Source organism: Nocardia sp. NPDC050718 (assembly GCF_040654235.1).
Classification (GTDB): domain Bacteria; phylum Actinomycetota; class Actinomycetes; order Mycobacteriales; family Mycobacteriaceae; genus Nocardia.
Window position 1 is genome coordinate 115,321 of sequence record NZ_JBFAHQ010000010.1, and the last position, 20,228, is coordinate 135,548.

At 70.5% G+C, this 20,228-nt stretch carries 23 protein-coding genes; 14 read left to right on the forward strand and 9 right to left on the reverse strand.

Annotated elements, in window-relative coordinates; all coding sequences use genetic code 11:
* The first annotated feature begins 211 nt into the window (after positions 1-211).
* From AB0H54_RS31005 to katG, 6 genes are all read left to right on the forward strand, one after another.
* Positions 212-2,554 (forward strand): nitrate- and nitrite sensing domain-containing protein, encoded by a 2,343-nt coding sequence (locus tag AB0H54_RS31005; protein ID WP_357350249.1) that lies wholly within the window; start codon positions 212-214, stop codon positions 2,552-2,554.
* 1 nt (position 2,555) lies between these two features.
* Entirely contained in the window at positions 2,556-2,963 is a 408-nt protein-coding gene (locus AB0H54_RS31010) for a roadblock/LC7 domain-containing protein (RefSeq protein WP_019047390.1), read from the forward strand.
* Between the two features lie 11 nt (positions 2,964-2,974).
* Positions 2,975-3,349 carry a DUF742 domain-containing protein gene (locus tag AB0H54_RS31015; protein ID WP_357350251.1) on the forward strand — a complete coding sequence of 125 codons (375 nt, stop codon included), beginning with the start codon at positions 2,975-2,977 and terminating at the stop codon, positions 3,347-3,349.
* A complete protein-coding gene (locus AB0H54_RS31020) occupies positions 3,330-3,935 on the forward strand; it encodes an ATP/GTP-binding protein (RefSeq protein ID WP_218722350.1) in 606 nt (201 codons plus the stop codon). Before AB0H54_RS31015 ends, AB0H54_RS31020 begins: the two co-directional genes overlap by 20 nt.
* Before the next feature lie 177 nt (positions 3,936-4,112).
* Positions 4,113-4,547 carry a Fur family transcriptional regulator gene (locus tag AB0H54_RS31025; RefSeq protein WP_355280285.1) on the forward strand — a complete coding sequence of 145 codons (435 nt, stop codon included), beginning with the start codon at positions 4,113-4,115 and terminating at the stop codon, positions 4,545-4,547.
* A gap of 11 nt (positions 4,548-4,558) precedes the next feature.
* A complete protein-coding gene (gene katG / locus AB0H54_RS31030) occupies positions 4,559-6,787 on the forward strand; it encodes a catalase/peroxidase HPI (protein WP_355280284.1) in 2,229 nt (742 codons plus the stop codon).
* A 58-nt stretch (positions 6,788-6,845) separates the two neighbouring features.
* Here the strand turns inward: katG and AB0H54_RS31035 are convergent, their stop codons facing one another.
* Both AB0H54_RS31035 and AB0H54_RS31040 read right to left on the reverse strand, forming a co-directional pair.
* Positions 6,846-7,304: an SRPBCC family protein gene (locus AB0H54_RS31035; RefSeq protein WP_355280283.1), complete on the reverse strand. Its 459-nt coding sequence runs from the start codon at positions 7,302-7,304 to the stop codon at positions 6,846-6,848.
* Between the two features lie 58 nt (positions 7,305-7,362).
* Positions 7,363-7,773 carry a nitroreductase family deazaflavin-dependent oxidoreductase gene (locus AB0H54_RS31040; protein ID WP_355280281.1) on the reverse strand — a complete coding sequence of 137 codons (411 nt, stop codon included), beginning with the start codon at positions 7,771-7,773 and terminating at the stop codon, positions 7,363-7,365.
* Between the two features lie 111 nt (positions 7,774-7,884).
* Between AB0H54_RS31040 and AB0H54_RS31045 the strand changes: the two genes are divergently transcribed.
* The 3 genes from AB0H54_RS31045 to AB0H54_RS31055 all read left to right on the forward strand — a co-directional run bounded on the left by AB0H54_RS31045 (position 7,885) and on the right by AB0H54_RS31055 (position 10,867).
* Positions 7,885-8,601, forward strand: a complete 717-nt coding sequence (locus AB0H54_RS31045) for a metal-dependent hydrolase (RefSeq protein WP_355280280.1) — start codon at positions 7,885-7,887, stop codon at positions 8,599-8,601.
* Positions 8,602-8,813: 212 nt separating this feature from the next.
* Complete coding sequence (locus tag AB0H54_RS31050; RefSeq protein WP_357350255.1) at positions 8,814-10,070, forward strand: alpha/beta hydrolase; 1,257 nt, start codon at positions 8,814-8,816, stop codon at positions 10,068-10,070.
* The gene (locus AB0H54_RS31055; RefSeq protein WP_357350257.1) at positions 10,067-10,867 is read left to right on the forward strand and encodes a DUF2470 domain-containing protein; all 801 of its coding nucleotides are present in this window, start codon (positions 10,067-10,069) and stop codon (positions 10,865-10,867) included. Before AB0H54_RS31050 ends, AB0H54_RS31055 begins: the two co-directional genes overlap by 4 nt.
* Here the strand turns inward: AB0H54_RS31055 and AB0H54_RS31060 are convergent.
* From AB0H54_RS31060 to AB0H54_RS31070, 3 genes are all read right to left on the reverse strand, one after another.
* Complete coding sequence (locus AB0H54_RS31060) at positions 10,864-11,250, reverse strand: VOC family protein (RefSeq protein WP_357350259.1); 387 nt, start codon at positions 11,248-11,250, stop codon at positions 10,864-10,866. The genes AB0H54_RS31055 and AB0H54_RS31060 overlap by 4 nt on opposite strands.
* Positions 11,251-11,252: 2 nt before the next feature.
* Positions 11,253-11,603: a hypothetical protein gene (locus AB0H54_RS31065; protein WP_357350261.1), complete on the reverse strand. Its 351-nt coding sequence runs from the start codon at positions 11,601-11,603 to the stop codon at positions 11,253-11,255.
* Between the two features lie 80 nt (positions 11,604-11,683).
* Entirely contained in the window at positions 11,684-12,268 is a 585-nt protein-coding gene (locus tag AB0H54_RS31070; RefSeq protein ID WP_357350263.1) for an HdeD family acid-resistance protein, read from the reverse strand.
* Positions 12,269-12,440: 172 nt separating this feature from the next.
* On the opposite strand from AB0H54_RS31070, the gene AB0H54_RS31075 reads away from it, so the two are divergent.
* The gene (locus tag AB0H54_RS31075; protein ID WP_355280270.1) at positions 12,441-13,415 is read left to right on the forward strand and encodes a glycosyltransferase family 9 protein; all 975 of its coding nucleotides are present in this window, start codon (positions 12,441-12,443) and stop codon (positions 13,413-13,415) included.
* Here the strand turns inward: AB0H54_RS31075 and AB0H54_RS31080 are convergent.
* Entirely contained in the window at positions 13,397-13,729 is a 333-nt protein-coding gene (locus AB0H54_RS31080) for a metalloregulator ArsR/SmtB family transcription factor (protein ID WP_357350265.1), read from the reverse strand. The two genes, AB0H54_RS31075 and AB0H54_RS31080, sit on opposite strands and share 19 nt — an antisense overlap.
* Before the next feature lie 268 nt (positions 13,730-13,997).
* Here AB0H54_RS31080 and AB0H54_RS31085 point away from each other — a divergent pair, with 268 nt between their 5' ends.
* Positions 13,998-14,675: a M23 family metallopeptidase gene (locus tag AB0H54_RS31085; protein WP_355280267.1), complete on the forward strand. Its 678-nt coding sequence runs from the start codon at positions 13,998-14,000 to the stop codon at positions 14,673-14,675.
* A gap of 6 nt (positions 14,676-14,681) precedes the next feature.
* On the opposite strand, the gene AB0H54_RS31090 is transcribed toward AB0H54_RS31085, so the two are convergent.
* A complete protein-coding gene (locus AB0H54_RS31090; RefSeq protein ID WP_357350267.1) occupies positions 14,682-15,584 on the reverse strand; it encodes a LysR family transcriptional regulator in 903 nt (300 codons plus the stop codon).
* 91 nt (positions 15,585-15,675) lie between these two features.
* On the opposite strand from AB0H54_RS31090, the gene mqo reads away from it, so the two are divergent.
* Complete coding sequence (gene mqo, locus AB0H54_RS31095) at positions 15,676-17,118, forward strand: malate dehydrogenase (quinone) (protein ID WP_357350269.1); 1,443 nt, start codon at positions 15,676-15,678, stop codon at positions 17,116-17,118.
* Here the strand turns inward: mqo and AB0H54_RS31100 are convergent.
* Complete coding sequence (locus AB0H54_RS31100; protein WP_357350271.1) at positions 17,102-17,704, reverse strand: TetR/AcrR family transcriptional regulator; 603 nt, start codon at positions 17,702-17,704, stop codon at positions 17,102-17,104. The two genes, mqo and AB0H54_RS31100, sit on opposite strands and share 17 nt — an antisense overlap.
* A 104-nt stretch (positions 17,705-17,808) precedes the next feature.
* On the opposite strand from AB0H54_RS31100, the gene AB0H54_RS31105 reads away from it, so the two are divergent.
* Together AB0H54_RS31105 and AB0H54_RS31110 are read left to right on the forward strand one after the other, a co-directional pair.
* Entirely contained in the window at positions 17,809-18,660 is an 852-nt protein-coding gene (locus AB0H54_RS31105) for an SDR family oxidoreductase (protein WP_357350273.1), read from the forward strand.
* A gap of 112 nt (positions 18,661-18,772) precedes the next feature.
* Complete coding sequence (locus AB0H54_RS31110; RefSeq protein ID WP_357350275.1) at positions 18,773-19,807, forward strand: hypothetical protein; 1,035 nt, start codon at positions 18,773-18,775, stop codon at positions 19,805-19,807.
* Between the two features lie 55 nt (positions 19,808-19,862).
* Here the strand turns inward: AB0H54_RS31110 and AB0H54_RS31115 are convergent, their stop codons facing one another.
* On the reverse strand, positions 19,863-20,189 hold the full coding sequence (locus tag AB0H54_RS31115) for a hypothetical protein (RefSeq protein ID WP_355280256.1): 327 nt from the start codon (positions 20,187-20,189) through the stop codon (positions 19,863-19,865).
* Between the last annotated feature and the right edge of the window lie 39 nt (positions 20,190-20,228).

The following is a 20,228-nucleotide window of genomic DNA, read 5'->3' on the forward strand; positions in this document are numbered from 1 at the left end:
CCCATCGACCTGACCTGGTAGGACCTTCCCGGCGCTGCCAGGTCACGGCGAGCCCCCGCCGACTGGGCCATCGCGGCTCAGCCGGCGGGGTGAGCTCGCCGTCTCCCGTGCCGGTCCGCACATAGCAAACACGTTCCGGCGCAAACCAAATCACGTCTCGCTCAGCGAGACATGCAGGTCAAGACTGCAACGATTCCGTTACGTTATAGCGATGTTCTTAGCGAGACTCGGTGTTCGAACCCGGATTCTGGCGATCGCTCTCATCCCCAGTCTCACGCTGGTGGTGGTCGGCGTCGGAACGGCGGGCTACCTGGTCGACGAGAGCAACAAGGCCGAGACCTGGGCCTCCGAGATGCAGGCGGCGGTTCCCTACACCCGCGAACTGATCGAGGCCGTGCAGTCCGAACGCCAGCTCACCCTGGCCCACCTGGCCGGTGACGAGACCGCCCAGCTCGCGCTCGCGCCCGCTCGCGCCCGGCTCGACGCCGCCTTCCGCGGCCTGATCGAGGTCTCGGCGGGCATCCGCGCGGTCGACGATTCCAACATCGGCGACGACAAGGGCGGATTCACCACGCTCGGTACGCATCTGGCCGGTGTGCGCGGTGGCGCCGACGCGGGCGTGCTGCCCGCCTCCGACGCGTTCATGTTCTACAACCGCCTGCTCGACGTCTTCACCGAGGGCACCAAGGTCGCCGAGCGCGCCGCTCCGGACGCCACCGTCGCCTCCGGCGTCGCCGAGGGCTTCCGCATGCTCAACGCCGCCGAGGCGATGTCGCGCAGTACCGCACTGGCCATGCACATCGCCACCGCGGGCGGCCCGACCACCATCCCGGTCGAGGACTTCATCCGCCTCAGCGGCTTCTACCACGTCGAAGTCGCCAATCTCGCCGCCGAACTCGACGACACCAGGGGCGCCCCGATCACCGCGCTGATGGCCTCGCCGCAGTGGCTGCAGCTCACCGCGCTGGAATCCGCGCTCACCCAGCGGTTCACGACGCCGAGCGGCACCGGCACCTCGGCCAAGCCGGTCTCCACCACGGCGCCGCAGGTGAACATGACCGAATGGCAGACCGCGGCGGCCGACGTGAACCGGGCGCTGCTCGATACGTACGGCACGCACAACCGGTACGTCCAGAAGCTCGCCGAGGACACCGCGCAACGCGCCGAGGTCACCGCGGCCATCGCCGGCGGCGGCGTGGTCGCGCTCAGTGTGCTGGTGTTCCTGATCGCGGTGATCCTGGCCAACCGGATCATCCGCCGCCTGCGCAGGCTGCGCACCGAAACCCTCGCACTCGCCGACGAGCAGCTGCCCGCCACCATGCGCGCCCTGCGCGAGGGCGGCGACATCGACGCCGTGCAGACCTCCCCCACCCTGGACTTCGGCAAGGACGAGATCGGTGAGGTCGCCCAGGCCTTCGAGCACGCCGCCTCGGCCGCGCTGCGCGCCGCCGTCGACGAGGCTCGCACCAGGGAGGGCGTGCGCGCGGTGTTCCTCAACATCGCCCACCGCAGCCAGATCGTGGTCCACCGCCAGCTCGAGATCCTCGACGAAGCCGAACGCCGCCAGGAGGATCCGGCGCTGCTGGAGACCCTGTTCCGGCTCGACCACCTGGCCACCCGCGAGCGCCGCAACGCCGAGAACCTGATCATCCTGGGCGGTGGCAGGCCCGGACGTCAGTGGCGCAAGCCGGTTCCGGTGATGGATGTCGTGCGCAGCGCCATCGGCGAGACGCTCGACTACGCGCGGGTGCGCGTCACCAAGCTGCCCGAGGTCGAGGTCGTCGGCACCGTCGTGGCCGACCTCGTGCACCTGCTCGCCGAGCTCGTCGACAACGCGACCGCGTTCTCCCCGCCGCAGTCGCGGGTCGAGGCGGGCGGCAACATCGTCGGCAAGGGCGTGGTCATCGAGATCACCGACCAGGGCATGGGCATGAGCCCCAAGGACCTGGCCCGCTACAACGACATGCTGGCCGATCCGCCGGACTTCGGTGTCGGCACGCTGTCCTCGGATTCGCGGCTGGGTCTGTTCGTGGTCGCCCGGCTGTCGACCTCGCACGGGGTCTCGGTGCGGCTCAGCGAGTCCGACTACGGCGGCATCCGCGCGATCGTGCTCATCCCGCTGTCGCTGCTGGCCGGCGACACCGACACCTCGATGATGCCGCCCGTCACCACCGGTCCGCTGCGTCGCGGGCTGCCCGCGCCCGCCCCCGAGCCCACCCCGATCGCCGCGATCGAGTCGGCTCCGGCGCCGAGTGCGGTGGCCACGCTGGTCGCCGAACCGCCCGCGCCGCCGCGCCCGGTGGCGACCGAGCCGGAGCTGCCGCCGGTGGAGACGCACGACGCCGACGCGCGACCGGCGCTGCCGCGGCGCCAGCGCCAGACCAACCTGGCGCCCGAGCTCACCGAGGAGCCGGCGGCGACCGAGCCGCCGCGCGCGCCGGAGCGGCCCCGCTCGGCCGAACAGGCGCGCGACATCATGTCCGCGATCGAGAACGGCACCCGGCAGGGTCGCAAACCACTGTCCCCTTCGAACAAGGACGAACAGGAAGGCTGAGGTGAACTCTTCCCACCCAGGTGATCTCAACTGGCTGCTCGACGATCTCGTCGACCGGCTGGCGGGGGTCCGCTACGCGGTCGTGCTGTCCACCGACGGGCTGCTGCTCGGTCGCTCCTCGCAGATGAAGCGCGAGGACGCCGAACACTTCGCCGCGATGTCGTCGACCCTCTACGGGCTCGCGCGCAGCGCGGGCAGCCGATTCGACGGCGGTGGCGTGCGCCAAGCGGTGATCGAGCTCGACCGCGCCGTCCTGTTCGTCACCTCCGCGGGCGACAACGCGTGCCTGGCGCTACAGGCGAACGAATCGGCGAACCTCGGCATGGTCGCCTACGAAATGAACCTCACCGTGCAGCGGGTCGGCAGTTACCTGTCGACCGAACCGCGGCACGGACTGGCGGAGCTATAGGAAGCAGCACCATGACTCGACTCGGCGATCCGTGGTTCGACGACGCGGCCGGACCCCTGGTCCGCCCGTACGCGGTGACCCGCGGCCGCACCATGGGTGCGGCGCACGACCTGGACATGCTCACGGTGGTGGTGGCGGTGCATCCCGCCCCCACCCTGCGGCGCCCGGAACCCGAATACGCGACGATCGCACGGTTGTGCAAGCGCGCGCAGACGGTGGCCGAGGTCTCGGCCGTGCTGAAACTTCCTCTGGCGGTGACCAAGATCCTCGTCGGTGATCTCATCGGCGAGGGCCACCTCATCTTCCGGGCTCCGGTGGCGGCCGAGGCCGGCGCCGGAGACCTCAACGTATTGCGAGCGGTTCTGGATGGCATCCGAAAACTTTGACCCCACGGCACCGGGCGGGCAGCATCTGGCCGCCTCGGTGAAGATCCTCATCGCCGGCGGCTTCGGCGTCGGCAAGACCACGATGGTCTCCTCGATCAGCGAGATCGCGCCGTTGCGCACCGAGGAGCTGATCACCGAGGTCAGCACCGGCGTCGACGACCTGTCGGGGGTGGAGCAGAAGTCGACGACCACGGTCGCGCTGGACTTCGGCCGCATCACCATCGACCGCGACCTCGTGCTGTACCTGTTCGGCACCCCCGGCCAGGACCGGTTCTGGTTCCTCTGGGACGAGCTGTGTCGCGGCGCGCTCGGCGCGATCGTGCTCGCCGACACCCGCAGGCTGAGCAATTCGTTCGCGGCCGTCGACTTCTTCGAGCGGCGTGGCCTGCCGTTCCTGATCGCGGTGAACTGCTTCGAGGGCGCCCCGCGCTACACCGTCGACGAGGTGCGCGACGCCCTCGACCTCGATCCGAACACCCCCGTGGTGCTCTGCGACGCCCGTGACCGGCCCTCGGCCAAGGCGGTGCTGACCCACCTGGTCGAGTACCTCATCGAACGCGCCACCCGCACCCCGGTGACCACCTAGCAAACAGGTCCACCGGGGGGGCGGTCCCGGCCGCGCTCCCGGGACCGCCGCAGCCGGTAGCCACCGACGACGGCCTCCAGCGCCGCGCGCGCCCGATCCCGCGGCGCACAGATGTGGTCCGGGCCACTTGGCCGGAAATGCTTCCGCTGCCATCTGGAACGAGTAATAATCTGGAATGTGTCCACCACATCGGACTTCGAGCGCATGCTCCGCGCGGCTTCCCTGCGCGTCACGGCACCGCGTCTGGCGGTGCTCACCGCCGTGCACCAGCATCCGCACGCCGATACCGACACCATTCTGAGCCGGGTCAGGGACACCCTCGGCGCGGTGAGTCACCAGGCCGTCTACGACGTCCTGCGCGCCTTGACCACCGCGGGTCTGCTCCGGCGGATCCAGCCCATGGGCACCGTCGCCCGGTACGAGACCCGGGTCGGCGACAACCATCATCACCTGGTGTGCCGATCCTGTGGCGTGATTGTCGATGTCGACTGCGCAGTCGGCGATGCGCCCTGTCTGACCGCTATCGATGACACCGGTTTCGTCGTCGACGAAGCCGAGGTCATCTACTGGGGCCGCTGCCCCGACTGCACGACATCACCATCACTCTCCTGAAAGGATTCACCGTGCCCGAGGAACATCCACCTATCGCGGAAGCCAACACGGAACCCGGTGACAATGGCTGCCCCGTGACATCGGCCCGACCGTTCGCCTCCGCCGACGCCCGTGGCAGCAACCGTGACTGGTGGCCGCACCAGCTCAATCTCACGATCCTGCAGAAGAATCCGCCGGTGGCGAACCCGATGGACGCCGACTTCGACTACGCGGCCGAGTTCGCCACCCTCGACCTGGCCGCGGTGAAGCAGGACATCGAGCAGGTCATGACGACCTCGCAGCCCTGGTGGCCCGCCGACTTCGGCCACTACGGCCCGTTCTTCATCCGGATGGCGTGGCACTCGGCGGGCACCTACCGCGTCGGCGACGGCCGCGGCGGCGCCGGTTCGGGCATGCAGCGCTTCGCCCCGCTCAACAGCTGGCCCGACAACGCCAGCCTGGACAAGGCCCGCCGCCTGCTGTGGCCGGTCAAGAAGAAGTACGGCAAGAAGCTGTCCTGGGCCGACCTCATCGTCTACGCGGGCAATGTCGCGCTCGAGTCGATGGGCTTCCCCACCTTCGGTTTCGGCGGCGGTCGCGTCGACGCGTGGGAGCCGGAGGAGGACGTCTACTGGGGTCCGGAGAGCACCTGGCTCGGCGACGAGCGCTACACCGGCGAGCGCAACCTGGAGCGCCCGCTCGCCGCGGTCCAGATGGGCCTGATCTACGTGAATCCGGAAGGCCCCAACGGCAATCCGGACCCGATCAAGGCCGCGATCGACATCCGCGAGACCTTCGCCCGGATGGCGATGAACGACGAGGAGACCGCCGCGCTGATCGTCGGCGGGCACACCTTCGGCAAGACCCACGGCGCCGGCGACGCCGACCTGGTCGGACCGGAGCCCGAGGCCGCCCCGCTCGAACAGCAGGGCCTGGGCTGGAAGAGCAGCTTCGGCACCGGTGTCGGCGCCGACGCGATCACCAGTGGCCTGGAAGGCATCTGGAACAGCACGCCGATCACCTGGGACAACAACTTCCTGGAGACCCTCTACGGCTACGAGTGGGAGCTCAGCAAGAGCCCGGCGGGTGCCCACCAGTGGATCCCGAAGGACGGCGCCGGCGCCGGTACCGTGCCCGACCCGTTCGACGCCACCAAGAAGCGCACCCCGGTCATGCTGACCACCGACCTGTCGCTGCGGTTCGACCCGATCTACGAGCAGATCACCCGCCGCTGGCTGGCGAACCCGGCCGAGCTCACCGACGCGTTCGCGCGCGCCTGGTACAAGCTCACCCACCGCGACATGGGTCCGGTCGTGCGCTACCTCGGCCCGCTCGTCCCGTCCGAGGAACTGCTGTGGCAGGACCCGGTGCCCGAGCACACGGGCGCGCTGATCGGTGACACCGAGATCGCGACCCTCAAGAGCCAGATCCAGGCCTCGGGGCTCACGGTCGCGCAGCTGGTGTCGACCACCTGGGCGGCGGCCTCGTCGTTCCGTGGCAGCGACAAGCGCGGTGGCGCCAACGGCGGTCGCCTGCGGCTGCAGCCGCAGGCGGGCTGGGAGGTCAACCAGCCCGACGAGCTCGCGCAGGTCGTGCGGACCCTCGAGGGCATCCGGGAGACGTTCAACGCCACGGGCGGCGCCCAGGTGTCGTTCGCGGATCTGGTCGTTCTCGGCGGCGCGGTCGGCGTCGAACAGGCCGCGCAGGCCGCGGGCTACGACGTGACGGTGCCGTTCACGCCGGGCCGCACCGATGCCACCCAGGAGCAGACCGACGTCGAGTCCTTCTCGGCGCTCGAGCCCAAGGCCGACGGTTTCCGCAACTACCTGGCCAAGGATGCCCGCATCCCGGCCGAGTACCTGCTCGTCGACAAGGCGAACCTGCTCACCCTGAGCGCGCCGGAGATGACGGTGCTGATCGGTGGTCTGCGCGTGATCGGCGCGAACTACCAGCAGTCCCCGGTCGGCGTGCTGACCGCGGCGCCGGGCACGTTGACCAACGACTACTTCGTCAACCTGCTCGACATGGGCACCGAGTGGGCGCCGTCGGCGTCCGACGACAACGTCTACGAGGGCAAGGACAGCGCGACCGGCGCGGTCCGCTGGACCGGTAGCCGCGTCGACCTGGTGTTCGGCTCGAACTCGCAGCTGCGCGCCGTGGCCGAGGCCTACGCGACCGACGACGCGAAGGAGAAGTTCGTGCGCGACTTCGTCGCCGCGTGGACCAAGGTGAGCAACCTGGACCGGTTCGACCTGGCCTGATCGCTTCCGGCAGAACACCCCGCGACCCGCTCGGGTCGCGGGGTGTTCTGTTACGGGATCAGGCCGTCTCGGCGACCTCCGCCAGCCGGTCCACCGACGCCAGCAGCTTGTCCGAGGTGGTGGCCTTGGCCCTGACCTCACGCAGTTCGTCGTGCAGCCGCGTCCAGTCGTAGGTGTGGGTCACCCGGGTGGTGGTCTCATCGATCGGCTCCAGCTCCCAGCGCCACAGGTGCCCGGGCGGGGTCTTACCGCGCTCGGAGGGGTTCCACGCGATGCGGCGGCCCTCTTCGAACTCGACGATGTGGTTGTCGCGGTCGGCGCCGTTGGTCAGCGTCGTGGTGAACACGTCGCCGACGGCCGTGACCCGCTGTCCCGCCGCGGCTTCGGCGAGATTGTCGTTGCCGTCCCAGCGCGGTTGCTGGGCGGGGTCGGCGATCAGTTCGAAGAGGGCGGCGGCGCTCGCCGCGATCTCGCGGGAGGCGTGGACGATGCGGGGCGCGTCGGTGGTTTCGGTCACGGAGCCGATGAAACCAGCAGCTCACCCGCCCGGGCAAGGATTCGGCTCGAGCCCGCGCCTAACTCACGCGCGACACCGTGAACACCGGGATCACCCGGCTGGTCTGCTCGCGGTACTCGGCGAACCCCGGCATGATCTCGACCATCCGGTCGAACAGCGCGGTGCGCTCCGGGTCGTCGACGAGTTCGGCCTTACCCGTGAAGGTTTCGGTGGGCAGCTCGACGGTCAGCTCCGGATTCGCGACCAGGTTGTGGTACCAGGCGGGGTGCTTGTCGGCGCCGCCGTTGGAGGCGATCAGCACGACGCGGTCGCCGTCGGGCAGGAACACCAGCGGATTGGTGATCGCGCGGCCCGACTTCGCGCCGGTGGTGGTGATGATCACCATGTTGTCGCGGCCCTCGAACATGCCACCGACCCGGCCGCCGTTCGCCCGGAATTCGGCGATCACCTGGTCGTTGAATGCGCTCATCGTCGTCCTTTCGTCGCTGCGGTCCCCTGCCCCAACCATCCTGGCGCGCCCCGCATTCCCGCCCGTCCTCGGCATATGCGCCGAGATGGTGACCTCGACTAACGTTGCGGAGTGCTTGGACATTCACACGCGACCAGTGGGGCGCTGGCCTGGGCGGGAACCGCCGCGGCGCTCCCGCTCACGGTCGCCGCTTTCCCCCTGTTCGACAGCGACACAACACGATTCGGGATCGCCGAACTGATCATGGGCACCCTGCTGACCGCGGGTGCCGCGCTGCTGCCGGACGCGGATCATCCGAGCGGAACCATCTCGCATGTGCTCGGCCCGGTGTCACATCACCTGTGCCGCTTGATCTCCTGGCTCTCCGGTGGGCACCGACACGGTACCCACTCGCTGCTGTTCGTCGTCGTCGCGGTCGCCGCCACCTGGGCGGGCGAGCACTATCTCGGCAGGCCGTTCACGCTGGGCCTGGTGTTCTTCCTGCTCGCGCTGGCGGTGCGATCGCTGCACCTGTGTCCACCGGGGAAGAGCGTGCGGACCTACGGCACCGTGATCGTGCTGGCCACGGCGGGCACCTTCGCGGTGGACCACTGGATCGTCGACCGGCCGGCCTGGCTGCCGATCTGCGTCGGCCTCGGCTGCCTCGCGCATCTGCTCGGCGACTGCCTCACCGACCGGGGCTGCCGCCTGCTGTGGCCGTTCCCGCTGCGGACCCGGGTGCCGCTGATCGAGCGGACCGGGAACCGGGTCGAGACCTGGGTCATCTCACCGCTTTTCGTACTCGGCACGATGGGCGCGCTCTGGTACGCGATCATGCATCGACCGTGAGCTGATCCGTCGCGAGGACGGCGGGACCCCTCCCGCCGTCCTCGCTCTTCTTTCAGCGGTATCGCTTTCCCAGATACATGTTTCGATGCGCATATCGACGTATCAGCATGCCGATTGTGACAAGTGAGCACGGCGAGCTCCGGCTACTGGCGTTCCTCCCGAATCGGCCCCACGCGCGGCACATTTCAGTGCACAGTTGTACTCTCAATCCCGTGACCGAGCAGCTCCCCCAACCCCAGGCCGAGGTACAGGCGCTCACGCGTCTGGCCGGCGACGAATTCGTCGGTGCCGTCGACGGCATCGCGGCCATCCACCGCGCCATCTCCGACCGCGTGTTCGCGGCGGTGCGGCTCGGGGTCGGTCCCGCCGCGGATCCGGTGAAGGTGGTGCACGACGCGATCACCGACGGCGTCTACGCGGTGGTCGGCGGGACAGGATTCGTGGTCGGCGAGGTGGCGAGCGCGGTCCAGGTGCCCGGCGTCACCGCACCCTCGCGGACCGTCTGGGGCGCGGGCGTCCTGGCCGCCCTCCAGGGCCTGATCGGGGACACCCTCGAGGACGAGGCGCCGATCCTGGCCTCCCCCATGACCTTCCGCGTCGACGGCGCGCCCGTCCCGCCGGAACAGCTGGCCGCCCACGTCGCGGTACCGACGACCCGGCTCGTCGTGCAGCTGCACGGACTCGTGGAGACCGAGCACGCCTGGCGGCTCGGCGGCCGCCCCACCTATGGCGACCGGCTCGAGGACGACCTCGGCTATACCCCGATCCTGGTGCGCTACAACACCGGCCTGCACATCTCCGAGAACGCCGCCCAGCTCAGCGCGCTGCTGGCCCGGCTGGTCGCGGCCTGGCCGCTGCCGGTGCACGAGATCTGCCTGCTCGGTCATTCGATGGGCGGTCTGGTCGCGCGCGGGGCCTGCCATCTGGCCGACGAGGCGGACGAAGCCTGGGTGCGCGCGGTCCGGCAGGTGGTCTGCCTCGGTTCCCCGCATCTGGGCGCCCCGCTGGAGCAGCTCGCGCACTATGCCGCGGCGGCGTTCGACCTGCTGCCGGAGACCCGTCCGCTGGGCAAGCTCCTGCGCAGGCGCAGTGCGGGAATCCGCGACCTGCGCCAGGGTTCGCTCGTCGACGAGGACTGGCGCGACCTCGACACCGACGCGCTGCGCGCGCGGGCGGTCCGCGAGGTGCCGTTGATCGCGGGCGTCGAGCACTACTTCGTCACCGCGACCGTCACCCGCAGCCCCCAGCACCCGCTGGGACGGGTCATCGGCGACGGGCTCGTGCTCACCGGCAGCGGGTCGGGCCGCGGCCGGACCCGCCGGATCGGCTTCGACGGGGTCAACGGCCTGCATGTGCCCGCGGCCAACCACTTCAGCCTGCTCAACCATGACGCGGTGTACGAGGCGCTGCACAGCTGGCTGACGAGCACGCCCCGCAGAGCGGCGCGGGTGGATACGCTGTGGCCATGACTCTCGACCACGGCGACCCCGGCGACGCACCCTCCATCCCGCTGCCGACCGCTCCCCTGGCCAACGAGGCCCGCCCCTCGGCGGCCGAGGAGGCCAGAACCATCGCGGCGGCCACCAATACCGGCACCCTGGCCAGTCTCACCGCCGACGGCGCGCCGTGGGCGTCGTTCATCACCTACGGACTGCTCGACGGCGCGCCCGTCCTGAGCGTCTCGCGACTGGCCGAACACGGCCGCAACCTGGCCGCCGACCCGCGCGCCAGCATCGCCATCGTGACCCCGGACATCCCGGCCGATCCGCTGGCGGGCACCCGGATCACCCTGGCCGGCGTGGTGGAACGACCGGAGGGCGCCGAGGCCGAGGCCGCCCGCGCCGCCCACCTGGCCGCCATCCCGGCCGCGAAGTACTACATCGACTACAGCGATTTCACCCTCTGGGTGCTGCGCGTGCAGCGGGTGCGCTGGGTCGGCGGATACGGCCGGATGGACTCCGCGTCGGCGCAGGAGTACCTGGCCGCACAGGCCGATCCGATCGTGCCGCTGGCCGCCCCCGGCATCGCCCACCTCAACGCCGACCACGCCGATGCCCTGCTGGCCATGGCCACCCGGCTCGGCGGCTTCCCCGACGCGACCGCCGCCGCCTGCGAGCGCGCGGATCGCTACGGCTTGGACCTGCGGGTCGAGACGCCGCGCGGCGTCGCGCGCACCCGGGTCGGGTACGCCGCGCCGCTGTCGGAGATCGGCGAACTGCGCTCGGCGACGGTCGAATTGACGCGGCGGGCGCGCGCCGCCGACTAGGCCTCGTACAGTTCGAGCGGCAGATCGTCGGGATCGAAGAAGAAGGCCATGTGCTTGCCGGTGTATTCGTCGGTGCGCAATTCCTCGGTGCGGACGCCGCGTTCACGCAGGGCGTCGAGCGCGGCGGGCACATCGGCGACCACGAAGGCGAGATGACGCAGCCCCGCCGCCTCGGGCCTGCTCGGGCGCGCGGGCGGATCGGGAAACGAGAACAGCTCGATCCGGCAGCCGCCCGGCAGCGCGACATCGAACTTCCAGGAGTCCCGGTCGGCCCGGTAGTGCTCGGCGAGCACCGTCCCGCCGAGGATTTCGGTGTAGAAGCGCTTCGAGCGGTGGTAGTCGGTCGCGATGATCGCGACATGATGGATCCCGAGAAATTCCATCCTCAGGTCCAGAGGGCGGCGACGAGCACGTTGACGATGGCGAGGCCGCCGGCGGCATCGGTCATCCAGTCGACCTGCTTGTCGCGCTTGGCGTCGGCGCGGCCGATCTCGGCGAGCGCGACGACGGCGACCGAGATCGCCAGCTTCACGGCCAGCTTGGTCGTGTCCGGGTCCTTGCCCAGCGAGTCGACGGCCGAGGCCAGACCCGCCAGGACCAGGCCGGTGATGAGCTGGGCACGCGCGCCCCACACCATCAGCTCCGAGACGACCGGCCGGGACGCCGCGAAGCCGCCGACCACGGCCGCCATGCCGAGCAGATGGGTGACAACCACCAGGTTGTAAACGAATTCCATGAACGGCGAGCGTAGTTCACACGAAAGCGGCCGGTGCCCGAAGGCACCGGCCGTTTCCCGACGAACTTTTCCCGTGGGTATTACAGCCCCTGTTCCTCCAGCACCTTCGAGTCCTTGCGGACGCCGAAGGCGGTGATGATCTCCATGATGCCGATGACGATCAGGAAGATGCCGACCACCAGGGTGAGCGTCGCCAGCGACTCGATCGGCCACACGATCAGGATGATGCCGGCGATCGCGCTGACGATGCCGTAGAAGATCTGCCAGCCGCGCCCCGGCACGCCCTTGTCCGACATCGCGGCGAACAGCACCGCGACGCCACGGAACAGCCAGCTGATGCCGATCCACAACCCCAGCAGGAAGATCGAGGTCAGATCGTCGCGGAAGCAGAAGATGCCGATGATCAGCGACAGCACGCCACTGATGAAGGAGAGCACCCGGAAACTGGTGCTGGGCAGATGGGTGAAGGCGGCGATCAACTGGAAGATGCCGCTGACAACCATGTAGATACCGAACAGAATGCCCGCCACGAGCAGTGACGGACCGGGCCACACCAGCACGATGATGCCGAGGACCACCGCGAGGAGGCCGGTGACCAGAATTGTTTGCCAGGTTTTCTTGGCAAGAGCCGCAAAGGGACTCTCCAGCACGGTATTTGTCGTCATGACGAGATGTTATGCCCGGTCGCTCTCGTTTTCCCGACATTAGCTGGAGCCGTGATCGTGTCGCGATCACCCGCCGTGCGGCGACCTGGACCGAGACCACCCCGCGTGACGACCGACACGTCGTTGCATGCGCGAACGTTTGGTCCACACAGGACCCGGGTAGGTCAAGAAGGTGTCGGTTGTACTCGTGCTGCAAGCTCGGGGCCTCGGTGATGTGCTCGCCGCGGTCCCGGCTCTGCGTGCTCTGCGTCGGGCCGAACCTCGCAGCAAGATCGTGCTGGCGGCGCCGCATCGATTGGAGCGGATCGTCGACCTGATCTCCTCGGTCGACGAACTGGTGCCCACCGCCGATCCGGCCGCCTTGATCTGGGACGGGCCGGCGCCCGAGCTGGCGGTGAACCTGCACGGCGCCGACGGCGCCAGCGCGCGGGCGCTCGCCGACACCGGCGCCGCGCGGATCATCGGTCACCGGTCCCCGGCCTCGCCAAAGCCCGCCGGTCCCCGCTGGGACCCGGAGGCCCACGTCGTGGATCGGTGGTGCCTGCTGCTGGAAGCCGAGGGCATCGCGGCCGATCGCCGCAATCTCGGGCTGGTGCCGCCGGTGGCCTCGATCAGCCGCCGCGACTGTGTCGTCGTGCATGTCGGCGCCGGCGCGCCCGCGCGCCGCTGGCCGCCGGAACGGTTCGCGGCGGTGGTCCGGCATCTGCTGGTGCTCGGCCGCGACGTCGTCCTGACCGGCGACCCGTTCGAACGCGAGATCGCGGTCCAGGTCGCCGTCCAGGCCGGGCTGCCCGACGATCGCGTGCTGGCGGGCAGGCAGAACCTCACCGATCTGGCGGCCACGGTCGCCGAGGCCGCCCTCGTGATCAGCGGCGACACCGGTGTCGCGCACCTGGCGACCGCGTTCGGCACCCGCACGGTGCTGCTGTTCGGCCCGACCCCGCCGCGTCGCGGTGGACCGCCCGCCCACCTGCTCGGCAGGCACGCGGTGCTGTGGGCGGGCCAGGTGGGCGACCCCGAGGGCCGGGTCCCCGACCCGGGGCTGCTGCGGATCGGCGTGCCCGAGGTGGTCGCCGCGGTCGACGCGCAGCTAGACAAGCAGGACTGGGCGGAATCGACCCGGTTGCGTTACCGCCGGGTGGGCTGACCGGGCTCCGCAGCCGCACGCAGGGCGGCGGCGTGCGCGGCCAGCGCGCTGGGCCAGAACTGCTCGAGGTAGTCGCGGGCGTCGCTGAGACCCCGCGGGTCCAGGGAGTAGAGGTGCCGGTTGCCATCGCGGCGCATGCTCACCAGGTGCGCTTCACGCAGGACGCGCAGGTGCTGGGAGGCCGCCGAGCTGGTGATTCCGGCGGCCGCGGCGAGGTCGGCGACCGACCGTGGCCCCGACGGCAACGCCTCGAAGATCACGCGCCGGGTGGGGTCCGCGAGCGCGGTGATAGCCCGAACTCCGTTAGCGTCCACTGAATCAGTGTCCCTGGGAAGCCGTGGTTCGGCAATGATCTTGCGTCCTGGGGATTCCCCCCGGTCGACCCTCGGAATTTCCGCATTCGTTATGGTGTCGTTATAGATCAACTGGCGTTATAGCGCATCGTGATCGCAGCCACATCAGTCGCCGTCGAGATCACGGTTTCGCTACGTTCGAAACATGTTCGTGACCAACCCGTTATCCGCTCGAGTCTCCGACGCCCTCGCCGGCCGCTGGGGAGGCGTTGTCGCGGGTGCGGTGGCTTTGTCCGCACTCGTGGGAACCTCGGCCGCCGCCTTCGGCGGACCCGAGACCCCGGTTTCCGACACCAGTATCACCGCCAGCGCCACCGAAGGCGTGCACGCGGGCCAGTCGCCGTACCGCTTCACCGCCTACACCCCCGCCGAGGCCCAGGGCCCGCAGGGCGAGACCCCCGCGTCCGCCCCGATCCCGTGGGAGGAGCACCGCGAGGCCGTCGCGCTCGCGCTGCCTCCGCTGCCGACCCTCGCCCCGCCCCCGCCGCCGCGCCCGCACACCGTGCGCCCGGTCAACGGCCGGCTGACCTCGTACTTCGGCGCCCGCTGGGGTGCCGCGCACAACGGCATCGACTTCGGTGACCCGATCGGCGCGCCGGTCTTCTCGGTCACCGACGGTACCGTCATCGAGACCGGCCCCGCCTCCGGCTTCGGCCTGTGGGTCCGCGTCCTGCAGGACGACGGCACCATCGGCGTCTACGGTCACGTCAACGAGATCCTCGTGCAGACCGGTCAGCACGTGAACGCCGGTGACGTCATCGCCACCGTCGGCAACCGTGGCCAGTCGACCGGCCCCCACCTGCACTACGAGGTGCACGTCCAGGACGGCTCGCTCTACGGCGCCCCGATCGACCCGCACCCGTGGCTCGCCGCCCGTGGCGTCGACGCCGGTGTCGCCCAGGACTGACCCGCTCTACCACCCGAGTCGCGCCGTGCGCGCGATCAGGAAATCCCGCAGCCGCGCGACCGCGAGTGTCGGATCATGGTCTCCCGAGACCAGGCCGATCTCGCGGTCGCGTTCGCCATCGATCGGCACGACCGCCAGATCGGGGTGCGGAATCTCGGCCGCGGGCAGCAAGGCCACCCCGAGCCCGAGCGCGACCAGTTCTCGCAGCGTCTCGAACTCGGTGATCTCGAACAGCACCCGCGGCAGGAAACCCGCTGCGGCGCACCAGCTGTCGAGCAGTGCGCGCAGCTGGTAACTGGGCGGATTGGCGATGAACGCCGCGTCGGCCAGCTCGGTGAGATCGATGCGGGCGCGCCCGGCCAGCGGATGGGTGCGGGCCACGTGCAGGACGATGCGCTGCCTGCCCAGCGGTACCGTCGGCAGGTCGGCGGGCGGCGGGATCATCACCGCCAGGTCGAGCGCGCCCGCGCGCACCTGATCGGCCAGTGCCTCGCCGTGTGCCTGCACCAGGTGCAGCCGGACTCGCGGCGCCCTGGTGTGGAACTGGGCCAGCAGCGAGGGAATGCTCACCGGGCCCAGGGTGAGCGGGAACCCGAACCGGACCAGCCCGCTGTCGGGGTCGGCGTCGGCGCGCACCCGGCGCACCGCGTCGTCGAGCGAGCGCACCAGGCCGCGCGTGCGTTCGTACAGCTCACGGCCCTGCGGGGTGAGCGTCACGCCGCGGCCGGCCGGCTGGAACAGCGCCACCCCGAGCGTCTGCTCGAGCGTCTTGATCCGGCGGCTCACCGAGGACTGCGGCACGCCGAGACGCTGCGCGGCCTTGGTGATGTGGCCGTCGCTCGCCGCCGCGTCGAACGCGGCCAACAGCGGCGCGAGCGCCTGCGCTCCCCCGTCCCCTGAATCATCCATATCCGGATCGTATCTCCATTGATTCCGTATTGGACGGATCACTCCCCGCGGCGTGACGATAGCCGTACACAGCTCACGGGAGGTTTCGACGATGACCGAGACGACACCCCGCCGACCCGAATCCGGTGGCGGCGACGACATTCTCGACGCGGTACTGATCGGCGGCGGCATCATGTCGGCCACGCTCGGCGCCCTGCTCAGCACGCTCGCGCCGGACTGGTCGATCGCGCTGTTCGAGCGGCTCGGCGAGCCGGCCGCCGAGAGCAGCCATCCCTGGAACAACGCGGGCACCGGGCACTCCGGCCTGTGCGAACTCAACTACATGCCCGATCCCCGCGACGGCGATCGCGCGGCCGGGATCGCCGAGCAGTTCCAGCTCACCCTGCGGTTCTGGGCGGCGCTGGCCGCCCGTGGCGAACTCGACCCGGCGACCTTCGCCACCCCGACACCGCACGTCACCGTGGTGTTCGGCGACCGTGACATCAGCTACCTGCGGCAGCGCTACGCGACGCTGCGCGAGTGGCCCGCCTTCGCCGCGATGGAGTACACCGAGGACCGCGCCGTCATCGCCGAGTGGGCACCGCTGCTGGTGCGCGGCCGGGCCGACGGCGAGGCCATGGCCGCCACCAGGCACCGCGCGGGCACCGATGTCGACTTCGGCGCGCTGACCAGGTCGCTGCTGTCGACGATGACCGCGGCGGGCAACGCGGTCCGGCTGCACCGCGAGATCACCGGACTCACCCGCGACAAGGACGGCCTGTGGACCGTGCGCGGCCGGGACCTGGACAGCGGCAGGCGTTTTCGGGTGCGCACGCGCTTCGTGTTCGTCGGCGCGGGCGGCTACGCCCTGCGGCTGCTGCAACGGGCGGGACTGCCCGAGGTGCGCGGATACGGCGTGTTCCCGCTGGGGGCGCAGTTCCTGCGGACGACGAACCCCGACGTCGTCGCCGAGCACACCGCGAAGGTCTACAGCCAGGCCGCGCTCGGCGCGCCGCCCATGTCGGTGCCCCACCTGGACCGTCGCGAGGTCGACGGGTCGGCCGCGCTGCTGTTCGGCCCGTACGCCACCTTCAGCACCCGCTTGCTGCGGCACGGCAGGCTTACCGATCTGTTCACCACGCTGCGGCCGCACAACATCGTGCCGCTGGTGGCCGCGGGCCTGCGGAACCTGGATCTGGTGCGGTACCTGGTCACCGAGCTCCTCGCGTCGCCGCGCCGCAAGTTCCGGCAGCTGCAGCGCTTCTATCCGACCGCCGACCCGGCCGACTGGGAGCTCGTGTCGGCCGGGCAGCGCGCCCAACTGGTCAAGCCCGACCCCGAGCGCGGCGGCGTGCTGGAGTTCGGCACCGAACTGGTGACCGGCGCCGACGGCACCGTCGCCGGGCTGCTCGGCGCGTCCCCCGGCGCCTCGATCGCGCCGTCGATCATGCGGGACCTGCTCGACCGCTGCTTCCCAGAACGGCGCTACGAGTGGTCACCGCTGCTGGCCGAGCTGCTGCCCGAGGACCCGAGGGCGATCAGCGCGGCGCGTTGACCAGGGCCCCGATCAGGCGGTGGCTGCGGGCACTCATCTCGCCCGCCGTCTGCTCGGGGTGGCGCAACCACCACAGCACCAGCGAGGTCACCGACCCCATCCAGACGTCGGTGAACGCCGACAGGTCGTCGGGGTCGGTGAGCGCGAGCGTGCTCAACGCGTCGGCGACACCGCGCGCGGCCTGGGCGGCGATCCGGCGGCGGGCCGCGCGCACCGCGTCGGCGGCCGGGCCCGCGTCCGGGTGCGAGCGGTCGAAGACGACGGTCCAGTCGTGCGGACGCGGCGCGAGTGCGACGAAGAGCGCGTCGAGGGTCCGCTCGGCCTTGGTCAGGCCACTCGCCCCGGTGATGGCGGTTTCGATCGCGTCGTAGATGACGGTGGCCGCGCGCTCGACACAGGCGATGTAGAGCCCGTCCTTGGACTGGAAATAGGTGTAGACCAGCGGCTTGGACACCCCGGCCCGCTGCGCGACCTCGGCGGGCGAGAGCCCCGCGTAGCCGACCCGCCCGATCTCGGCGACGGCGGCGTCGAGGATCTGCTGCTCACGCTCGGGGCGCGGGACACCCTTGGTTCCGGCTGTGCTCACCCGGCCCATCCAACCATCGCGGCGACTCCTGTTGACACTCAATTGACTGATTTGTAATTTACTAGATAGTAAATTCATTCGTCCCCTCGACGCCAGGAGTCACCGTGCTCGACCGCCTCGCGCAGTCACTGCTGCTCAACCCGCCCGCGTTGCCGCGCACCCTGGCGCGGCTCGTGCTCGGCGAACGGCACGAGATCGCCGGCAAGACCGTCCTGCTGACCGGCGCGTCCTCCGGCGTCGGCCGGGCCACCGCGCTCGCGCTCGGCCGCGACGGCGCGCGGCTCGTCCTGGTCGCCCGGACCGCCGAACCGCTGCTCGAGGTCCGCGACGCGGTGCGCGCGGCCGGTGGCCGGGCCGACAGCATCACCTGCGATCTGTCCGACCCCGGCGACACCGACGACCTGGTCAAGACCGTGCTCGAGCACTACGGGACGATCGACGTGCTGGTGAACAACGCGGGCCGCTCGATCCGCCGCCGCGCGAGCGACGCCACCGACCGGTTCCACGACTACGAACGCACCATGGCGCTGAACTACTTCGGCGCGGCCCGGCTCACCATGGGCCTGCTGCCCTCGATGCTCGAGACCGGCGACGGGCACGTCGTCAATGTCGCCACCTGGGGCGTCGCCGCGGGCACGATGCCGATGTTCACCGCCTACCACGCGTCCAAGGCCGCGCTCGGCGCGTTCGGGCGCAGCCTGGGCGCCGAGACCAGGGCGCGCGGCGTGCACGTCACCACCGTCGGCTTCCCGCTGGTGCGGACCGAGATGATCGCCCCGACCGGCGCCTACGACGAGTCGGCGGCGCTGACCGCCGAGCAGGCCGCGGACTGGATCCGCACCGCCATCCGCACCCGGCCGATCGAGCTGTACCCCCGCTACACCCGGATCCTGCAGGCCGTCGCGACCGTCTCCCCCCGCGCGGTCGACGCCGTCATCTGGCGCCTGGGGATCTGATCGGCGCCCAGGTGACCGCACCGGAGTAGGGCCTTCCCCCTACCCCGGTACGGGTAGCGAACCGTTCCGCAGCGGGAGGTGTTGCGGCGCACCGGATTTCTACCGTCGAGACATGGCGACGATCGATCTCTCCCACACCCTGTCCCGCATCCGGTTCCACGCCGCGCCCGCACGCGGGGTCGGCACCGACCGCGCGCCCTGGCACGGCCCGCTGCTGGTGAACTCCGCGCTGATGAGCGCGCTCGTGCTGGTCTCGGTCGTCGGCATGCTGGTCGACGACCGGATGCTGCTCGGCGAGTCGGTCTGGCTCAAACCCGCCAAGTTCGGGCTCGCCTTCGCCCTCTACGGCGTGACGCTGGCCTGGATCCTGCGGCTGCCACATCGGGGCAGGCGGGCCACCTGGTGGCTGGGCACCGTCTTCGCCGTCACCGGGATCGCCGACGTGGGGTTTATCGCGCTACAGGCCGCGCGCGGCACGTTCAGCCATTTCAATACCGCCGAGGATTCCGTCAACCAGATCGGCCAGCAGGTCTTCGCCTCCGGGGTGCCCGGCCTGTTCCTCGCCAATCTCGTCCTGGCCGTGATCATCTCGTGGCAGAAGCTGGCCGATCGGCCGACCCGGATCGCGCTGAAGGCCGGACTGTGGCTGGCGGTGGCGGGCATGATGCTCGGGTATCTGATGGGCTTCACCGGCCCGCAGCTGGTGCGGCAGTCCGACGGCACCGTCGTCGGGCTGATGGCCGGGCACACCGTGCGCGCGGGTGGCCCGCACGGTGACGCGGTCCGCGACGGGGTCGGCGCCATGCCCCTCACCCACTGGAGCACCACCGGCGGTGACCTGCGGATTCCGCACTTCGTCGGGCTGCACGGCATCCAGGTGCTACTGCTGTTGGCCGTCGTGCTGGTCGCGCTGGCACCTCGGTACCGGTGGCTGCGCGAGGAGACCGTCCGCGCGGCACTGCTCGGCGTCGCGGTGCTCGGCTACTTCGGGTTGCTCACCCTCGTGCTCTGGCAGGCACTGCGCGGTCAGCCGCTGACCAGCCCCGACCTCGCCACCACGGGCGCGGCGACGGCACTCGCGCTGCTCGTCGCGGGCGGGGTGACGGCGGTGTACCTGCGGGCCCGCGACGCTGTCGAAACCCGCTGACCGCGCTCGCCCGGCCGGCCCATCGCACCCGAGGTGCGGTGGGCCGCACGAGGTTTCAGCGCAGCCGCTCGGCTTCCCGCGACAGCTGCAACAGGGTGGCGCTGAGCTGTGCCAGCTCCGCGTGCTCGGCCCCCTCGGCCACCGCCGTCGCCACGTCCTCGGCGGCGCATCGGGCCGCGAACCAGCGATCGGCCAGATCCGCGGCTTCCTGGGCGGACAACACCACGGCGTCCTCCGGAATACCGGTTCCCTTGAGACTGGTGCGGTGCTCGTACGCCCGTTGACGGCACGACTGGCGGCAATAGCGGCGACGGCGCCCCGACTCGGAATCCACGATCTCCCGCCCGCACCACAGGCAGGACAGCAGGCGACTGCGCGACATGCTGCGAAACCCTATCGGTCCGGGGCCCGATCGGGCGGC

What these genes read in the sequence shown, in the direction of transcription:
- AB0H54_RS31090 (WP_357350267.1), bottom strand. Translation starts at nt 15,584, where the DNA reads ATGGATGATTCAGGGGACGGGGGAGCGCAGGCGCTCGCGCCGCTGTTG.
- AB0H54_RS31020 (WP_218722350.1), top strand. Translation starts at nt 3,330, where the DNA reads ATGGCATCCGAAAACTTTGACCCCACGGCACCGGGCGGGCAGCATCTG.
- AB0H54_RS31040 (WP_355280281.1), bottom strand. Translation starts at nt 7,773, where the DNA reads ATGAGCGCATTCAACGACCAGGTGATCGCCGAATTCCGGGCGAACGGC.
- AB0H54_RS31070 (WP_357350263.1), bottom strand. Translation starts at nt 12,268, where the DNA reads ATGACGACAAATACCGTGCTGGAGAGTCCCTTTGCGGCTCTTGCCAAG.
- AB0H54_RS31110 (WP_357350275.1), top strand. Translation starts at nt 18,773, where the DNA reads ATGGCGACGATCGATCTCTCCCACACCCTGTCCCGCATCCGGTTCCAC.
- mqo (WP_357350269.1), top strand. Translation starts at nt 15,676, where the DNA reads ATGACCGAGACGACACCCCGCCGACCCGAATCCGGTGGCGGCGACGAC.
- AB0H54_RS31015 (WP_357350251.1), top strand. Translation starts at nt 2,975, where the DNA reads ATGACTCGACTCGGCGATCCGTGGTTCGACGACGCGGCCGGACCCCTG.
- AB0H54_RS31055 (WP_357350257.1), top strand. Translation starts at nt 10,067, where the DNA reads ATGACTCTCGACCACGGCGACCCCGGCGACGCACCCTCCATCCCGCTG.
- AB0H54_RS31005 (WP_357350249.1), top strand. Translation starts at nt 212, where the DNA reads ATGTTCTTAGCGAGACTCGGTGTTCGAACCCGGATTCTGGCGATCGCT.
- AB0H54_RS31060 (WP_357350259.1), bottom strand. Translation starts at nt 11,250, where the DNA reads ATGGAATTTCTCGGGATCCATCATGTCGCGATCATCGCGACCGACTAC.
- AB0H54_RS31065 (WP_357350261.1), bottom strand. Translation starts at nt 11,603, where the DNA reads ATGGAATTCGTTTACAACCTGGTGGTTGTCACCCATCTGCTCGGCATG.
- AB0H54_RS31115 (WP_355280256.1), bottom strand. Translation starts at nt 20,189, where the DNA reads ATGTCGCGCAGTCGCCTGCTGTCCTGCCTGTGGTGCGGGCGGGAGATC.